This is a genomic window from Campylobacter concisus, from assembly GCF_002913225.1.
GTDB classification, from domain to species: Bacteria; Campylobacterota; Campylobacteria; order Campylobacterales; family Campylobacteraceae; genus Campylobacter_A; species Campylobacter_A concisus_J.
This window is the reverse complement of sequence record NZ_PPAW01000025.1, coordinates 1-17,930: the sequence shown is the minus strand read 5'-3', so window position 1 is coordinate 17,930 and position 17,930 is coordinate 1. Positions and strand designations below refer to the sequence as shown.

The 17,930-nt window shown below is 40.8% G+C and carries 15 protein-coding genes; 1 reads left to right on the top strand and 14 read right to left on the bottom strand.

Annotated elements, in window-relative coordinates:
* From CYP26_RS05940 to CYP26_RS05880, 13 genes are all read right to left on the bottom strand, one after another.
* Positions 1-1,236: nitrate- and nitrite sensing domain-containing protein (locus tag CYP26_RS05940; protein WP_181000866.1), on the bottom strand; the 1,236-nt coding region annotated here is incomplete at its 3' end.
* 321 nt (positions 1,237-1,557) lie between these two features.
* Complete coding sequence (locus CYP26_RS05935) at positions 1,558-4,125, bottom strand: molybdopterin-dependent oxidoreductase (protein ID WP_103630751.1); 2,568 nt, start codon at positions 4,123-4,125, stop codon at positions 1,558-1,560.
* 9 nt (positions 4,126-4,134) lie between these two features.
* Positions 4,135-4,710: a cytochrome C gene (locus CYP26_RS05930; protein WP_103630750.1), complete on the bottom strand. Its 576-nt coding sequence runs from the start codon at positions 4,708-4,710 to the stop codon at positions 4,135-4,137.
* Between the two features lie 98 nt (positions 4,711-4,808).
* Positions 4,809-5,231: an EamA family transporter gene (locus tag CYP26_RS05925; RefSeq protein WP_103630749.1), complete on the bottom strand. Its 423-nt coding sequence runs from the start codon at positions 5,229-5,231 to the stop codon at positions 4,809-4,811.
* Between the two features lie 51 nt (positions 5,232-5,282).
* The gene (locus CYP26_RS05920; RefSeq protein WP_103630748.1) at positions 5,283-6,206 is read right to left on the bottom strand and encodes a Dyp-type peroxidase; all 924 of its coding nucleotides are present in this window, start codon (positions 6,204-6,206) and stop codon (positions 5,283-5,285) included.
* A 23-nt stretch (positions 6,207-6,229) separates the two neighbouring features.
* A complete protein-coding gene (locus CYP26_RS05915) occupies positions 6,230-6,925 on the bottom strand; it encodes a DUF4230 domain-containing protein (RefSeq protein ID WP_103630747.1) in 696 nt (231 codons plus the stop codon).
* 56 nt (positions 6,926-6,981) lie between these two features.
* The gene (locus CYP26_RS05910) at positions 6,982-7,815 is read right to left on the bottom strand and encodes an MBL fold metallo-hydrolase (RefSeq protein WP_103630746.1); all 834 of its coding nucleotides are present in this window, start codon (positions 7,813-7,815) and stop codon (positions 6,982-6,984) included.
* Between the two features lie 92 nt (positions 7,816-7,907).
* On the bottom strand, positions 7,908-9,119 hold the full coding sequence (gene ilvA, locus CYP26_RS05905; RefSeq protein ID WP_103630745.1) for a threonine ammonia-lyase: 1,212 nt from the start codon (positions 9,117-9,119) through the stop codon (positions 7,908-7,910).
* Between the two features lie 14 nt (positions 9,120-9,133).
* Positions 9,134-10,243 carry a tRNA (uridine(54)-C5)-methyltransferase TrmA gene (gene trmA, locus CYP26_RS05900; protein ID WP_103630744.1) on the bottom strand — a complete coding sequence of 370 codons (1,110 nt, stop codon included), beginning with the start codon at positions 10,241-10,243 and terminating at the stop codon, positions 9,134-9,136.
* A 2-nt stretch (positions 10,244-10,245) separates the two neighbouring features.
* Positions 10,246-11,949, bottom strand: coding sequence for a Na+/H+ antiporter NhaC family protein (locus CYP26_RS05895; RefSeq protein WP_103630743.1), 1,704 nt, complete (start codon positions 11,947-11,949; stop codon positions 10,246-10,248).
* Positions 11,950-11,958: 9 nt separating this feature from the next.
* Entirely contained in the window at positions 11,959-12,705 is a 747-nt protein-coding gene (locus CYP26_RS05890) for an SDR family NAD(P)-dependent oxidoreductase (protein WP_103630742.1), read from the bottom strand.
* Positions 12,706-12,713: 8 nt separating this feature from the next.
* Positions 12,714-13,925 carry an ankyrin repeat domain-containing protein gene (locus CYP26_RS05885; RefSeq protein WP_103630741.1) on the bottom strand — a complete coding sequence of 404 codons (1,212 nt, stop codon included), beginning with the start codon at positions 13,923-13,925 and terminating at the stop codon, positions 12,714-12,716.
* Positions 13,926-13,961: 36 nt separating this feature from the next.
* Complete coding sequence (locus CYP26_RS05880) at positions 13,962-16,547, bottom strand: bifunctional aconitate hydratase 2/2-methylisocitrate dehydratase (RefSeq protein ID WP_103630740.1); 2,586 nt, start codon at positions 16,545-16,547, stop codon at positions 13,962-13,964.
* Between the two features lie 123 nt (positions 16,548-16,670).
* On the opposite strand from CYP26_RS05880, the gene CYP26_RS05875 reads away from it, so the two are divergent.
* Entirely contained in the window at positions 16,671-17,129 is a 459-nt protein-coding gene (locus CYP26_RS05875) for a methylated-DNA--[protein]-cysteine S-methyltransferase (protein ID WP_103630739.1), read from the top strand.
* 492 nt (positions 17,130-17,621) lie between these two features.
* Here the strand turns inward: CYP26_RS05875 and CYP26_RS05870 are convergent.
* Positions 17,622-17,930: methyl-accepting chemotaxis protein (locus CYP26_RS05870; protein WP_258031428.1), on the bottom strand; the 309-nt coding region annotated here is incomplete at its 5' end.

Below are 17,930 nucleotides of genomic sequence, written 5' to 3'. Positions count from 1 at the left end.
AAGTTGTAGATCTTTAAATGTGCTTTTTAGTTGATTTAGAGCTGGGTTGTTTGTATCAGCTTCTAAGCTTGCTTCATAGTTGCCATCTTTTATCTCATTTACAAAGGTGTTGGCTTTTTGGATGAAGGTGTTCTCTTTTTCTTTAGATGTTTGGATCTTTTGGATGTTTTCGTTTATAAGAGAAGACATGATGCAAATTTCATCTTTGCCTTTTAAGCTTAGAAGTTTGGCAGAATTTGTCTTGTTGTTTAGATATAAGAAAAACTCGCTTAGCCCGCCCTTTACGCTATCGATGCCTGAAATGATATTTTTACCAACAAAAAATGAAACCAAAACAAGCAATAGTATAAAACAGGCAAGTAAAATAACCATAGAAACAGCTAAGTTTCCAGCTTCGCTCATATCTTGTAAAGCTTTATCTTTCATATCATTTAACAAATAAAGTTCATAGTTTCTAAAGCTATCGATCAAATTTGTGATGCTTTGAAACCAACTAGCCGCTTCGATCTTGCCAGCTGTCTCATCTGGAGTAGCGATAGCACTTTTGATGATATCATCTATCTTTTTAAACTCATCACTTTGCAAGATCTCTTTTTGCAAGCTATCTGCGTATGTGCCTGCGTTAAATTTCACGTAGTCATTTATGAGATTTTTGATATTTGAATTAAATGAAACCAAATTTACGTATGTATTTTTATCGATATTATGTTTTATAAAGGCAGCATTTAGCACCGCCCTTGTGATACCAAAATACTCTTTGATCTTTGAGATACTAAAAATTCTAGCTAAATTATCTTTCATGTCAGGCTCAGAGCTACTTGCTAGAGAATTTTCAAATATAAGTGTATTTTCAATCATATCGTGAAATTTAGGAGCTATAAGAGCAAAACTTTCTTTGTTATCTACTTTGGCTCTTATGCTATTAAGCTCGCTTGAAAGTTCATCTTTGTTAGAAAGTTTAGACAAAACGCCATCAACTTTAGCTCTTTGCTCTTTTAAATTTTTATCAGCATCTTTGCCATTAGCTATAAAGCCTGCACTATAACCGCGCTCCTTTTGAAGTTCATGGATAAATTCGCTTTGTTTTATGATATCTTCAGCTGTATTAAGACTTGATACAGCTTGGCTTCTAGTCTTAAAAACACCATTTAAAATGTAAATACTTGTTGCGCTTAAACAAATAAGACTTAAAATTACAATTAGTAGGATCTTTATTTTTATACTTAGATTATTCATTTTTCATTCCTTTGCATTACAAGATACGATATATAGGCTGTTTCTCCTAAAAACAAGGCGGATTTTATTACTTTAATAATTAAATATAACTTGAAAATATAAATTACATTTAAGCAACAATAAATTTACTTTACTTAACAAATAGCCTATTTTAGGTGATTTAAGAAAATTTTAATTACAAATAAATAATATTAATTAATAAAAAATATTTAAATTTTCTCTAAATTTTATGAAAATGAATAGATAAATTTGAAAAAGTAGTTAAAAATATTTTATAAGCAAAGATAAATTTAAGCAGGAGATCGCTCCCCTGCTTTGAGATTATTTAGAAAATTTTGGCTCAGTAAAAGCTGTAAGTTTTGGTGCTTCATCGCCTTGATATTTTCTGATATTTACAAGAGCTGTGTGGCTGATGTTGCCGTTTGCTAGCTTACTTGTTGGGATATCTATGGTTAGCACGTTTGCAGAGCCGTTTTTGCAGATGCCACTATCAAAGCCGTCATACCAAGCACCCTCAGCTAATTTTACAACGCCCTCTTTGATATTTTTAGTCACATAAGCACCCGCTAGCACCTCGCCACGAGCGTTAAATACACACACCAAATCGCCTGTTTTTACGCCAAGCTCTTTTGCGTCATTTTCGTTTATCCACACTGGTTCGCGGTTAGCGATAGCATACTTCTCACGAAGTGAAGTTTGGCTTAGCTGTGAGTGCAAGCGGTCAGTTGGGTGAGAGCTTATCATGTGGTATTTTGCAGGTTTATCTTTCATGCCTAGCCACTCGATCGGCTCAAACCAAGTTGGGTGTGCTTTGCAGTCGTCATAGCCCATTTTCTCGATCGTATCTGAGTAAATTTCGATAAGACCGCTAGGCGTTCCAAGAGCGTTTAGCACAGGATCTTCTCTAAACTCACCAAGCCTTACCCAATTATCACTATCTTGAGATGAGGCAAATGTGACTGGTTTGTTTTCATTCCAAAACTCTTCAAATGGCTTCATGTCGCTTGCAAGCTCAGGGATCGCTTTTACTTGAGCGTAGGCTGCGTCATAGTACTCTTTGATCCAGTCAAACTCGTCTTTGCCGTTATCTGTGTAGGCAACGACTAAATTTTTAGCATAAGCCTTGCAAAGATCAGTGAAAATTTGATAGTCATCTTTTGCCTCGCGGTATTTTTCAACGACTTGTTTCATTGGTACGATGTTCATATTTGAGTAGTCACCTGTCATCGTAATGTCATTTCTCTCATACTCTGTGGTGACTGGAAAGACGATATCAGCCATCTTTGCTGTTGGTGTCCAGTAGGCTTCATGAACGACAACGGTTCTTGGCTTTCTCCACGCTTTTAAATTTGTATTAGTATCTTGGTGATGCACAAGTGGGTTGCCGCCGACCCAGTAGATAAAGTCGATGTCTGGGTAGGTGATCTTTTTACCGTCATGATCTATCACTTTGCCAGGGTGAAGCAACGCATCAGCGATACGAGCTACTGGGAAGGCATAGTCGGTTGCTTTTTGTAGCCAGCTTTGACCTGTGCCTGCTACTGCGGCTGCTTTTGCGACGAAGCGACCGCGTTTGTCAAACTCACCCGTATCTGTGCCGATAAACTCGCCTTTTTCGTTAAATTTACCAACACTTGCGCTATTTACGCCGCCGATGACTGCACCTTTGCATGTTGGTGCGCCGCCGTTTGAGTAGTGGTAGCTTAAGCCAAATCCCCCGCCAGGAAGTCCGATCTGACCGATCATAGCTGCTAGTGTCACCATCGCCCAGTGTGGTTGCTCGCCGTGATGAGCGCGCTGCATGCCCCAGCCACTCATTAGCATTGTGCGGTTGTTTACAAATGTATCAGCTAACTCTTTTAAAGTATCTTTGTCGATGCCACAAATTTTGCTCGCCCACTCTAAATTTTTAGGCGTATTGTCTGTCTTGCCAAGTAGATATGGGAGGAATTTATCAAAGCCATAAGTGTAGTTTTCGATAAATTCTTTATCGTATTTGCCACTTTCATATAGGTAGTGCATCATGCCTAGCATCATCGCTGTGTCGGTGTTTGGCACTGGAGCGATCCACTGAGCTTTGTCAAAGTATTGTGCTGTTTCAGACTTGATAGGATCGATCACGATCACTTTGATATCTTTTTTATTTTTTAGCTCTTCAAAGTATTTAAAGCCCTGCTCATCAGTCGCTGTCCAAGCTATGCGAAGTGTCGCAAGTGGGTTTGCACCCCAGATGACTACGACTTTTGAGTTTTCTAGCACGACTGGCCAGCTAGTTTGCTGCTCATAAACCTCGATGCTACCTACAACGTGAGGCATGATGATCTGGCTAGCACCTGTTGAATAATCCCCTAATGAGCCAACAAAACCGCCACTAAGGTTCATAAATCTATGAAGTAAAATTCTTGAGTTATGTACGTTTCCGCTTGACTTCCAGCCGTAGCTACCTGCAAAAACGCTTTGTAAGCCCTTTTGCGCTCTTGTTTTTTTAAGCTCTTTAGCAACTAGCTTGATCGCGTCCTCATAAGGCACCTCGACCCACTCGTCTATGCCACGAAGCTCTGGTTTTGGGCTATCTGGATTTTCAAGGTAGCTCTTTCTTACCATTGTGTGTTTGATACGACTTTTATAGATCATATCTGGTGTGTAGTGCTGAAGTGGGTTGTAAATTTCACTTGTTTTTTGGATAGGCTCTGACTTTACAGCGATGCCGTTTTTAGTTGTCACTTTTAGCATGCCCCAGTGAGCAGCTGTAAGAGTTTCGCCATTTTTTACAACGCCCTTTTTAACCTCATCAGCAAACAAATTTGAAGCTGTTACACCTGAAAGCAAAGGTGTAGCTGCAAGTGCTGTTGCACCTTTTTTTAGAAAATCTCGTCTGTTCTCGTTCATTTTTTCTCCTTATTTGCCTAAATTTACATCAGATGAGTGTTTTTGTAGGTATTCGATAACTAGCCACTCGTCTTTTTTCTCTATTGCGGTTCTGCCGATCATTGATTTTAGAAGTGACGGCCACTGGTTTGCATTAAAGTGCGTAGTTTGAGGCAACGCATGGCAAACGCCACAGCTCTCTTTATACATCTTATCAGCTTTTGTAAACATCGCATTTACGTCAGTGCTAAAGCCATCCTTTTGCACAAATACAGTCGTTTCTACCTCGTTCCATTTGCCATTTTTGCCCTCTTTTATCACTTTGATATCAAAAGGTGCAGTTTTTGCAAATGCTACTGAGATGATCCTCGCGCCATCAGCAAAATAAACTACGTTGCTAACGGCTGGGTTTTGATAGCCTTTTACTTTGATCTGCGCTCTGTCGCCGCTTGTTTGTAAAATTTCAACTGCGTTGGTTGGTAGCAGCCTGCCTATGCTCTTAGCTGAGTTTGCGTCAGCATATACGTCCTTTACGACATCTGTGTAGTTCATACCTGCACCAAATGCAGCACAAGCTACGATGGCTGATAGAATAATTTTTTTCATATTTCTCCCTTCAAAATTAAATCGTTCAAATTCTAGGGGCTTTTTGATTAATTACAAATTAAAATTAAAAATATATTTTAAGAATAATGTAGAAAATTTTATTTAAAAATGAGCAAAAACACGCCAGATACGATAAGACAGACGGCTAAAATTTCTTTTAAATTTAGCCTCTCACCAAGAAAGATGACAGCCAAAATAATAGCTAGCACAACGCTAAATTTATCAACTAGTGCCACTTGATAGACCTTACCCGCTTGCATCGCTTTAAAATACATAAGCCAAGACAGCCCAGTTGCCATGCCACTTAGTATGAGAAAGAGCCAGTTTTTAGGGCTTAGTGAGCTTAGTGGTTGCCATTTTTTAGCCACACTTAAAAGCAAAATAAGCATAAAAATGACAACGATCGTTCTTATAAATGTCGCAAAATCGCTATCGATGTCCTTTACGCCAAGCTTTGCAAAGATCGCGGTAAGTGCAGCAAAAACAGCCGAAAGAGCTGCGTAGATAAACCACTCTGGCATCTTTATCCTTATAAATTTAAAGGGGCAAATTTGCTTCGCCCCAAGCTAAATTTATCCCTCGTAGTCACCAAGCATATCAAGCGTAGGAGCAAAAAAGAGAGCCCCAGTCACTGGCGTGCTAAAGTCAAGCAGCCTATCTGAGTTGCCTTTTGGCTCGCCGATAAACATCTTTTTAAGCATAAGTTCAACCGTTGAAAAGGTGCTAGCATAAGCGATGAAGTAAGTGCCTGTTTTGCTACCTTCAGTAAATGGCATATTGCCACGCACGACCTTTTTATCGTCGCCTACATTTGCAGCGGCTGAGTGTGAATTTGTAGGTTTTACGCTCTCGTCCATCTCGATGTCATACTCTTTTGAGCGGCCTATAACCTTTTCTTGCTCGCTCACGCTTGTGGCGTTCCACTCTTGCATTTTATGGAAGTATTTTTGCACAAAAACATAGCTACCGCCTTTAAATTTAGCATCCTCTTTGCCAACTTTTGCAAAAAGGTCTCTATCTTCGCCATCAGGATTTTCAGTACCATCAACAAAGCCAATTATCGCTCTGCCGTCGTGATACTTAAAGCCTTGAGTCTCATCCGTAAGCTCTGCAAATTTAAACAAAACTTCTTTGATATTTTGCGCCATGTCAAAACAGTCAGCCGCATTTAGAGCGCGGATGTGGATGTGTATATCGCCCTTTGTGCTAACGGCTTCATGTTTATCGCCTTTGATAGCTTTAAAATTTACAAGCTCTTTTGGCAATTCTTTTGAAATTTCAAGCTTCTTCCAAGCATCATGACCCACGCCAAGGACGCAATTTACGTTTTCATTTGCACCAAATCTAACTTTGGCAGTTTTATTTAAATTTACAACCAAAGCGCAAAGTCTAGCAAAGCCCTCTTTACATGCCTTTTTGTCGCCTTTTAAGACCCATGTTTGAAAGACTGTGTTGTTACCAGGTGTTTGTGTGACCTCTTGTGAATTTACACTCATTTTTTCTCCTTTAAGTTTAATTTTTATGCGATATTTTCTAAATTTAGTTGCTCATTTATCTGCTCGTCACTATCGTCAAAGACAAACTCGACCTTATTTGCACCAAAGCTCTTAGCTATCGCTTCAAGCGTGTCGCGAGCTGATTTGTGGATTTTGCTTTGAAGCTGCGAGATAAGGCGAACGCTCATCTTTTTCACTTCATTTCTTGCCTCTTCGATTAGTCTATTTTTGTCCTCTTCAGTAAATGTGCTACCAAAAAAGCCATTTAGCGAGTCAGGCAGCAAAAATGGTATAAATTTGCCATTTTTTTCATCGTAAAATTTCATATCGGCGATTGAAAATTTATACTTACATGGGGGCATTTTTATCTTGTAGCTAGAGTTTGCGATCTGCATGATATCGAGCTTTGGGCTAGTTAGATCGTAGATGAAATTTATCTCAAACTCAAATATCATCGAAAGCTTCTTCTCGCTTACCAGCCACCTTAGATACTCTTTGCCAAAATTTCCAAATGCATGATCTGTCTTTGTGACGATCTCTTTGCTATAAACTTGAAAAACAGATAGTTCGCCTATGCTTTTTAGCTGCGAAATTTCAGTGCTGACTGAGACATTTTCGCTATCATCTTTTGCCTTTTTTAGTGCCTTGTTTGACCTATAAAATGCAAATGCCAAAATAGCTAGCAAGATAGCTAATATCAAATTTGCGTATTCGCTCATATTTTCTCCTTTAAAGCCCGCATTTTATCCTAAAATTGTAAAACAAAAGAAATTTATCACTCTGGCAAGGTGATAGGGCTCTTATAAGGCATGTGAGCTCCCACTATCTTCGTAGTCTCGTCCTCCAATCCATCAAGCACCTTTTCTCTCGTTTTGGCAGCTTGCACTGGATCTATATCATAAGTGATAGATATGCTCGGCTCGACCTCTTGCACTGCTAGGACGTGAAGAAGGTCAGCTATAAAGATGATCTTGTCATTATCTGCCTCAAAGCTTATCATATTGTGCCCTGGAGTGTGACCGTAAGCTGGGATAGCCATGATCTTTAGCGCCCCGTCAAATAGTGGCTTTTTATGGTCAAAAAAGCTCTTATCATCCTTGTAAAGCGATAAAATTTCTTTTGTCCTCTCATCTTTGCCCTTCATCCAGTAGTCCCACTCCTTTTCATCTATAAAAAGCTTGGCGTTTTTAAATGTCTTTTTGCCCCCATCTATTAGCCCACCTATGTGATCAGGATGAGCGTGCGTGATGATTACGTAGGTTAAATCCTCTGGCTTTATATTTCCAAAAGTTTGCAGATCATACTTTAAATTTTCCAAGCTATCTTCATAGCCGCTATCTATGAGCGCTGTGTAGTCATCGCACTTTGCAAACATTACGTTGTGTTTGTTTGGTAAATTTTTAGTATTTGCCACAAGCTCTTTTTGAGCCTCATCTTTGGCTATTAGCTTATCTACTGGCGCGTCAGTCGTCTTTAGTGAAAATACATAAAGCTTGCATCCACCCATAGCTCCTATCCATACTTGATCATTTTGTTTGCCAACCACCTCATCATCGGCACAAAAAGCTAAAGTGCAAAACAATGCAAGACTTAAAAAACTCTTTTTCATATCTCATCCTTGAATAAATTTGCGAAATTTTAGTCCTGTAAATTTAATGAAAGTTAATGCTCGCTGCTTTAAAAGGTAGCGAGCTTTTGAATTTAGAAGAGTTGAGTGAAAGAAAAGCCGTTTTTATTAAGCGTATCTTTGATCTTTTCTTGGTGCTCAAGACCCTTTGTCTCAAGCGTGATCGTGATGCTAGCATCGCCGTAGTCAAGCTTTGTTGAAAAGCGGTCGTAGTCAATCTTAACTATGTTTGCATTTGCTGATTTTAGGCTATCAGTTAGGCTCATGAGCGCTCCTGGCTTATCCACAAGCGTGATTTGCAAGGTCATCTTGCGGTGAGACTTGATGAGACCCTTTTCGATGATGATAGAAAGCACTTGAACATCGATATTTCCACCACTTAGAACCACGCCTATCTTTGCGCCTTTTTTAAATTTGATCTTATCATGCATAAGTGCTGCCACGCCAGCTGCGCCAGCTCCCTCAACTACGATCTTTTGCGTCTCTAGCAAAAACAAAATCGCAGTTGCGATCTCCTCATCATCGACCTGCACGAACTCATCCACGCACTCAACGATATTTTTAAGCGTTATCTCACTCGCATCACGCACAGCGATGCCATCAGCTATAGTGCGAACTGACTTTGAGTTTATGCTCTTTTTAGCGCCGTAGCTATTAAACATAGCTGGAGCACCCTTTGCACCGACACAAACGACCTTGGTTTTTGGATTTACTTGTTTTATACAGCTTGCCACACCGCTAGCTAAGCCACCGCCGCCAACTGGCACGATAACCATATCAAGGTCGCTTATCTCATCAAGCATCTCAAGACCCACAGTGCCCTGCCCTGCCATGACGTACTCATCGTTAAATGGATGAACAAAGGTCATATCTTTTTCTTTGGCGTAATTTACTGCAAATTCATACGCCTCATCAAAGTTATCACCTTTTAAGATCACTTCAGCGCCAAGATCCTTTGTGCCAGCTACCTTTAGAAGCGGGGTTGATTCTGGCATGACGATGCAAGCATGCACGCCAAATTCTTTTGCGCTTATCGCTACGCCTTGAGCGTGATTGCCAGCGCTTGCAGCCACGACGCCACGTTTTCGCTCCTCGTCACTTAGGCTAGCTATTTTATTGTAAGCGCCTCTTATCTTGTAAGCACCGGTTCGCTGTAAATTTTCTTCTTTCAAATAGACATTTGCGCCTAAAATTTTGCTAAGTTTTGCACTTAGCGCAAACGGAGTTTTATTTACAAAGTGACCGATCGTTATCTTTGCTTGGATTATTTTGTTTAATGAAACCATTTTCAACTTTCCTTTTAAAATTTATCTTTTGCCTCTAGTAGCACGCCACACTCGATGTGATGAGTGTTGGCAAACTGATCAAAGAGCGCAAATTTTATCACTTTATGGCTTTTAGTAAGCTCATTTAAATTTTCTTTTAGCGTCTCTGGGTTGCACGAGATGTAGATGATGTTTTTGAAATTTCTAATAAAATTTATGACACTTTCACTAAGTCCAGCGCGAGGCGGATCGACAAGGACGTGCGAGAAATTAAAGTCGCTCAAATTTATATCTTTTAGCCTATTAAATTCCCTAACACCAGCAAATGCGCTCATCAGCTCATCAGCGTCCATGCGTAAAAATTTGATATTTTCTGCCCCATTTAGCTCGCAGTTTTTAAGGGCATTTGCAATCGAGCTTTTTGAAATTTCAGTGGCAAGGACGTTTTTAAATTTAAACGAAAGTGGGATGGTAAAATTTCCATGTCCGCAGTAGAGTTCCAGCAGGTCAGCGCCACCTTGCACGCACTCTTTTGCCCAAGCTATCATCTTCTCATTTACCGCTTTATTTGGCTGGATAAAGGCATTTTCACTTAGGCTAAATTTATAAATTTGCCCATCAACATTTAGCTCATCAACTAAATTTAGCTCGCCACTTAGCAGCTTTTGGCCGCGAGATCTAGCTAAGATCATCACGTCAAGCTTGTTAGCTAAAATTTTCATCGCCGCTTCAAACTCGCCATCAAGCTTTTTGTGATAAAGAAGCGTGACTAAGGTGCCACTTTTACAGGCGATAAACTCCACTCCAAAGAGCTTTGTGCGCAAAACTTCATCATCTTGCAAGCTCTCAAGTAGCCTTGGCATGAGATGTGAAATTTGCTCGCAAACCTTTGGGCACTCATCTATGAAAACCTTTTTACCCTTCTCGCTTGCGTGCATCGTATAGCTAAGCTTGCTGCCCTCGTGCCAGATGCCAAACTCAGCCCTCGTGCGGTAGTGCTTTGGGCTTGAGCTAAAAACATCAAATTTGCCATCATAAAATGGTGAGAAATTTTGCTTAATAAGATCAGTTTTAAATGAAATTTGCTCACTATAAGGGGTAAAAAGAGTGCATGATCCGCACTCTTTTAGGTATTTGCAGTCCAAATTTATGCCGCTTTCTCTTCGACTTTTTTGCCTACAAATCTAACCAAAGCCCAGATCGCTAAAAATCCGCAAGGAAGTGCGATCCAAACGCTAAGACCAAGTGCGACAGGTAAGTAGCCAACAAGCACACAAACCGCGCAAACGCTAAGCGCATAGATCATCTGTGTTGAGACGTGATCAATGTGGCTACATCCTGCACCCATTGATGAGAGTATCGTAGTATCTGAGATCGGAGAGCAGTGATCACCAAAGATAGCGCCCGTTAGAACGCTTGAGATATTTACGATCATATAAGCATGCATCGCGTCACCATCTAAGCCGTAGTTTTTGCCGACTGCATAAGCTAGCGGGATAGCAAGAGGCATCAAAATGCCCATCGTGCCATAGCTGGTGCCAGTTGAGAAGCTGATAAATGAGCCAAGGATGAAAACAGCCACTGGCAGGATAAATTTAGGCGTTGAGTCACTTAGTAGATCGACCAAATATCTTGAAGTGCCAAGCTCTTTGATAACCGCGCTAAGGCTCCATGCAAGAAGCAAAATAACAACTGTGATGATCATAGTTTTCCAGCCCTTTACCCATGTGCTAATGGCCTCTTTTACATCAAAAATTTTGCGCCAAACACCCATGACGATAGCCACCATACTAGCAAGTAGCGCTGCTTGAAATAGCGATGTAGCAGAGTCAGCTGCGCCAAAAGTATCTTTAAATGTTGAAAATGAAAGTGGATTTGCAAGTGCATTTTTAAGAGTATCGCCCTCAAGTGCAGCAAGACCACTAAAATAAAAGCTAGTAAATGCGCCGATAACTAGCACAAGAAGTGGCACTATCGCATTTGAAGCGCTTAGTTTTACGCCCTCTTTTGGCTCAAGAGTTTTGTCTTCAAGGTCTTGAATTTGAGTTTTGCCTGAGTGAAGCTCGCCTCTTCTAGCGCGTCTTTCAGCTGCTAGCATAGGGCCATACTCGCGTTGCATCAAGGCTGTGCAGACGATGAAAAACAAGATAAAGAGGTTGTAAAATCTGTATGGAATGGTCTCGATAAATATAGAATAAGCGTTTATGCCTGTCTCGCCGATTAGCTCGTAGCCCTTTTCGATGAGCGAAACCTCAAGTCCGACCCATGTAGAGATGATAGCGATACCAGCAATCGGTGCTGCAGTAGCGTCGATGATGAAGGCTAGCTTTTCGCGGCTGATTTTAAATTTATCGCTTATTGGTCTCATGATAGGACCAACGATTAGGGCGTTTGCATAGTCATCGAAAAACACAAAAATACCCATAAGCCAAGTTGAAATTTGAGCTGAAACGCCAGTTTTTGCCTTTTTGCTAAGCCAAAGAGCAACCGCTTTTGTGCCGCCCATCTTTGTGATAAGTGCGACCACGCCGCCTATACAAAGCACTTGAAGCAAGATGCCAGCATCGGTGCTATCAGCCATTGACTCAACCACTCTTGAGACGATGCCAGTAAAGCCTTTGATGATGCCCATAAAGACATTTTCATTAACGATATTTATAAGAAACGTTCCGCTAAAAACACCGATAAATAGCGACAAGATAACATCTTTTGTGATAAAAGCAAGCGCTATGGCCACAACTGGCGGTATAAGCGTGAAAACGCCGTAAATTTGTGCGTTTCTTTTGGCGACTTCTGGATCAACGCCAAAAAGAACGGCACTAAAAAATAGTAACAATAAAATTTGTCTCACATAAACTCCTTAAAATTTTTCTATCGCAAGTCCAGCCCAAGTCTGCGTGTTTGCCATGACTTCGACCCTGTTTATATTGACACTTCCAGGCATATTTAGGCAGTTAAGCAAAATCGTCGCGATATCCTCAGATGTGATGAAATTTGTATTTTCATAAAGACTATCAGCCTTCGCCTTATCTCCTCTAAATCTAACCTCGCTAAATTCAGTCTTACAAAGCCCTGGCTCGATGTTTGTCACCCTGATATTAGTGCCAACTAGATCGTTTCTTAAATTTAAGCTAAACTGCTTTACAAAGGCCTTTGTAGCGCCATAAACGTTGCTGCCAGGATATGGCCATGAGCCAGCTGTCGAGCCTAGGTTAAAGATATAGCCCTTTTCTTGCTTGTAAAGTAGTGGCAAAACCGCCTTTGTAGAGTAGATGAGACCCTTGACGTTGGTGTCTATCATCGTCTCAAAGTCCTCCACCTTCGCGTCTATCGTCTTTTCAAGTCCAAGCGCCATGCCAGCGTTGTTTACAAGCACTTCTATGTCCTTAAATTTATCAGGCAGGCTATCAACTGCGTCAAAAACAGTCTCTTTATCGCGTATGTCAGCTACAATGATATGCGTATCGCCAAGCTCACTTGCTAGCTTTTTTAGCCTATCTTCGCGCCTTGCAAGAGCTACTATCTTATAGCCCTCTTTTGAGAGTCGTCTAGCGATCGCCTCGCCAAAGCCAGATGTCGCACCTGTCACAAAAGCTGTCTTTTTCATATCTCTTCCTAATTAAAATTTGGCTTTAGCCCAAGCTCTTCTAAAAATTTAATATTTTTTTCGTTTTTATCTTTAATCGCATAATCAAGCGCGTTAAATCCAGCATCGTCAGTCGCGTTCATGTCAGCGCCGTTATCTATCAAAAGCTTTAAAATTTCTGGCGTCGCGTGAGCCGCTGCATGCATAAAAACGCTTCTGTTTGTATGCTCTAGGCCGCACGTATCCTCTACTTGCATCATGCCTAAATTTATCATATTCATCTTAGACTGCTCGTCGATATAGCTCTCGTTTGCATTTGCCCCACTCTTTAGCAAAAGCTCGCAAAGAGGCGCATCCTCAAACTGCACAGCGTAAAAAAGCGCACTTTTGCCAAAGAAATTTTTGTGATTTACATCAGCTCTATTTTTAAGCAAAATTTTTACATTTTCTAAATTTTTAAGAGCAAAAAAGAGCGGCGTCTCATCGCCTAAATTTAGATCCGCCCCGCGCCTGATGATCTCTTCTATCGTGTCGCTACTTTTGTCATTTAGCAGTGCGATATCAAGTAAATTTGTAAGCTCAGCGGTGCTAAAATTTTTTGAGTAGAGCAAATTTGCAAGCTCATCTTGGCTTAGCTTTTGAGCCATCATCTTTTGCTCAGAAGTTAGAGCCTTAGCCTTATTTACCTTTTTGCCGACACTAAAGCTTAAAAACTCATTTATCACGCTAGTTGCGTAGTAAGCGGCACTTGCACTATCAACGCCCAAAGCCTCGTAAAATTTAACTAGCGGAGTTTGAGCGTTTTTATAAGCTTCGCTAAATTTTTTATATTTTAAGAAGTTAAACAAGCTCTCATTCGCCCAGTATCTAAAATACTCCATCTGAGCGTCTTTTTGAGCCTCAGCAGCCTCTGGCTTTGCAAGCTCTTTTTGATAGATCTCAGGGGCAAATGAAGCCTTTAGCAAGATCCATCTAAATTTATTTAAATTTTCTCTATAAACGCCCTCGCCAACGCAACTTTGAGACTCGCTTCTAACAGCCACACTCGCATCAAAAAGCTCTTTTACCTCTTTTAAATTTAAAAGCGAGCCATCACAATAAAATAGCTCATCATTCGCATAAGCAAGCTCGTTTGGAGTAGTTTTAAAGATCTCTTTTTTAGCAAGGTCACTGCACTCTAGTGCGTGTAAATTTACAAAAAGAAAACTGCTAAAAAAGAGAAAAAAAGCTACTTTTTTCATCAAAGCTCCTTAAAATTTCGCGATATTGTAACAAATTTATATACTAAACTCGCTTATTTCATTAAAATTTAGGTATTTATAAATTTGATCTTTGTTTAAACTAAGACTATCTTTTACTATTTTTTTATACTCACTAACGCTTGGCAAACGCCCTAATAGCGCGCACACAGCGGCCAGCTCAGCACTTCCTAGATAAACCTTTGCGCCCATGCCCATTCTGTTGTCAAAATTTCTAGTCGAGGTCGAAAAAACAATGGCATTATCGTTCACTCTTGCTTGATTACCCATGCAAAGCGAGCAGCCTGGCACCTCTGTCCTAGCATTTAACCTTTTAAAAATTTCATAAACGCCCTCATCTTCAAGAGTCTTTTTATCCATCTTTGTTGGCGGTGCTATCCAAAGCCTAGTAGTAAGCTTGCTCTCACGCTCTAAAATTCTAGCAAGCGCCCTGTAATGCCCGATATTTGTCATACAGCTACCTACAAAGACCTCGTCGATGTTGTGCGCTCTTTTGTTATCAGCTAAAATTTCACTTAGCGTTGCCACGTCGTCTGGGTCGTTTGGACAGGCCAAAATCGGCTCATCTATCTTGGATAAATCAATCTCTAAAATTTCAGCATATTTTGCGTCCTTGTCAGCTCTTAAAAGAGTTGGGTTTTCTAGCCATTTTTGCATCTTCTCTTTTCGCCTAGCAAGCGTTTCATGGCTCTCATACCCTGCTTTTATCATCGCGTCTATTAGCGCAACGTTTGATCGAACGTACTCCGCGACGCTATCAACGCTTAAATTTACCACGCAAGCAGCCGCCGAGCGCTCAGCAGAAGCGTCACTTAGCTCAAATGCCTGCTCCACTTTTAGGCTCTCTAACCCTTCTATCTCTAAAATTTTGCCCGCAAAAATGTTCTTTTTGTTTTTCTTTTCAACGCTTAAAAGCCCTTTTTTGATAGCAAAATAAGGTATCGCATTGACAAGATCACGAAGCGTCACGCCCTCTTTTAGCTCACCTTTAAATTTGATCAAAACTGACTCTGGCATATTTAGCGGCATCATACCAAGCACCGCTGCAAACGCCACTAGTCCGCTGCCCGCTGGAAAGCTAATGCCAATAGGAAATCTCGTGTGACTATCGCCGCCAGTGCCCACCGTGTCAGGCAAGACCATGCGGTTTAGCCACGAGTGGATGACGCCGTCACCTGGTTTTAGGCTAACTCCACCACGAAGCGTCATAAATTTAGGCAGGCTCTTTTGCATCTCAAGATCGCTTGGCTTTGGATAAGCAGCCGTGTGACAAAAGCTTTGCAAGACAAAATCCGCCCCAAAACTAAGACTAGCAAGCTCTTTTATCTCATCTCTAGTCATGGGCCCAGTGGTGTCTTGCGAGCCAACGGTCAAGATTTCAGGCTCCACGTATGCCCCAGCTCTCACGCCAGCCTTGCCACAAGCCTTGCCGACCATCTTTTGAGCGAGCGTATAGCCACCGCCCTGCTCTTTTGGCTGATCTGGCTTTATGAAAATTTGCTCCTCGCCAAGCCCCAAGGCCTCTCTAGCCTTTTTGGTGACTTGCCTACCTATCATCAAAGGTATCCTGCCGCCTGCTCTTATCTCGTCGCTTAGAGTGTTTGGGCTTAGTTTAAAATTTGCCACGAGCTTTTTTTCGTTGCCTGTGAGCTTATAAATTTCGCCTTTAAATGGATAAATCTCTATCTCATCGCCCATTTCTAGCTCATTTACGTTTGCAACTATCGGCAGTGCGCCGCTATCTTCGGCGGTGTTAAAAAATATCGGAGCTATGGTTGTGCCGATCACGATGCCACCAGTTTTTTTGTTTGGCACGCCCTCTATCTCATCGCCAAGGTGCCACTGGATAGAGTTTATACCGCTCTTTCTGCTGCTGCCAGTGCCGACCACGTCGCCAACATACGCCACGCTCTTGCCGCGACTTTTTAGCTCTTTTAGGATTTCTAGCCCCTCAGGCATCTTTTTAACGAGCATCGCCTTTGCGTGAAGCGGTATGTCAGCCCTTGTATAGGCCTCGCTTGCGGGGCTTAGATCATCAGTATTTGTCTCGCCAGGCACTTTAAAAACCACTGCCTTTATGCACTCATCAAGCGGCTTTTTATGCATAAACCACTCCGCATTTGCCCAAGAAGCAAGCACCTCTTTTGCAAATTTATTGCTGCTTGCTAGCTTTGCAATCTCGTCAAAGTGTTCATGCACCAAGATAATGTTTTTTAGCTCATTTGCCGCAGCTTGTGCGATAGTTTCATCGCTATTTTTTAGCGCTCGCACCAAAATTTCTACGTTATATCCGCCAAGCATCTTGCCTAAAATTTTAATGGCACAAACCGCATCAAGTCCGTCTATCTTAAGCCCATCTATAACTTCGCCAAGAAATTCTGCCTTTATCTTTGCCGCGTCATCAACACCTGGATTTACGCGATTTGCAAGCAAATTTATAAGAAATTTTAGCTCGTTTTGCCCCTTCTCATCGCCACTAGAGTTGCCAGCACGTCTCATTAGCTCGCAAATTTCGCTTGTTTGCTTGGCATTTAGCGCAAGCGGTGGCACGCCCTCTTTTTCTCGCTCACTCACGTGTTTTTCGTAGTCGGTAAAAAAGCTCATAAATTTCCTTTGTAATTTTTGCTCGTTTTTAGTCTAAAATCGCTGATTTTGCTTGCATTTTATCAAAAAGCAAAACAATCTAAAGTAAAATTTGCCCAAAATTTCAAATTTCAAGGAGTAAATGTGTCAAAAGCCTACCTAAAATCGCCCATTGGAATTTTAGAGATCGTTGCTAGTGAAAATGGAATTTGCGAGATAAATTTTGTAGATAAATTTGAAAAAGTAGCGGTAAAAGATGAAAATTTAAAGCTTTGTTTAGATGAACTGGAAGCCTATTTTAATGGCGAGCTTAAAAAATTTAGCGTAAGGCTTGATATAAAAACAACCAAATTTAGAGCTAAAATTTATGATGTTTTACAAAAAGTTCCATACGGCGAAATGACCACCTACGCAGCTCTAGCACTTGCTGCAGGCCACAAAAACGCTTACCGCGCAGCAGGCTCAGCAAATGCCAAAAACCCACTGCCTATCATCGTCCCTTGCCATAGAGTGCTCTCTCACAGCGGTCTTGGCGGCTACTCAGGCGGCGAGGGTCTGCCAACTAAAATTTGGCTACTAGAGCACGAAGCAAAGCATAAATAGTTAGAAGTTTAAATTTGACCTTTAACAGCTTCCATTAAATTTTAAAATTTATGAGCGAGCGTATCTAAAAATTTATTAGGGCTTTTAAAACACATGCAGTGTGCTAGCACTATCGCATGCACCTTGAACGTCGTCGGGCTTTACTTCGACTTCGTCTCGTAACTGCAAGCAGAGCGTAATTCAAGTCCCCTTGTCTCCCTTTTGGATAAAGCAAATTTAGAAATTTAATTAAGCTGTCTTTGCAAATTTTAAAACTTTACTCACTCGCCTTAGCAACTTACTAAATTTAGGTCTCGCTACTGCTTGCCACTGAATTTAGAAGCGTGATATGCTCGTTCATAAATTTTAAAATTTATCTGAAGCTTTTTGTATGTTAAATTTAAAGTTTAAAATTTAAAGTGGCTATATAAATGATTAAATTTAAAAAATATTAAAAACCCCAACCCAGCTTAAGCTAGGTTGGAATTTATGAGGATTGATGAAGTAGTTTGATTAAAATTTATTCTTTCTTACTTCACTTACTATTGTCTTAGCCATGTTATCAACATCGCTTGTTACTTCATTGGCTTTATTGGCAATTACAACATTCTCTTTTGTTAGGTGATCTATTTGAGCAACTGATTGATTTATCATATTGATTCCTTCACTTTGCTCTTTAATTGATTCACTCATCTCATTTATTGATTGAGCTAATACATTTGTATTTGCCTCTATCTCTCCTAGAGATTTTTGAGTTCTCTCAGCTAGCTTTCTAACTTCATCAGCAACAACTGCAAATCCTCTACCATGCTCTCCTGCTCT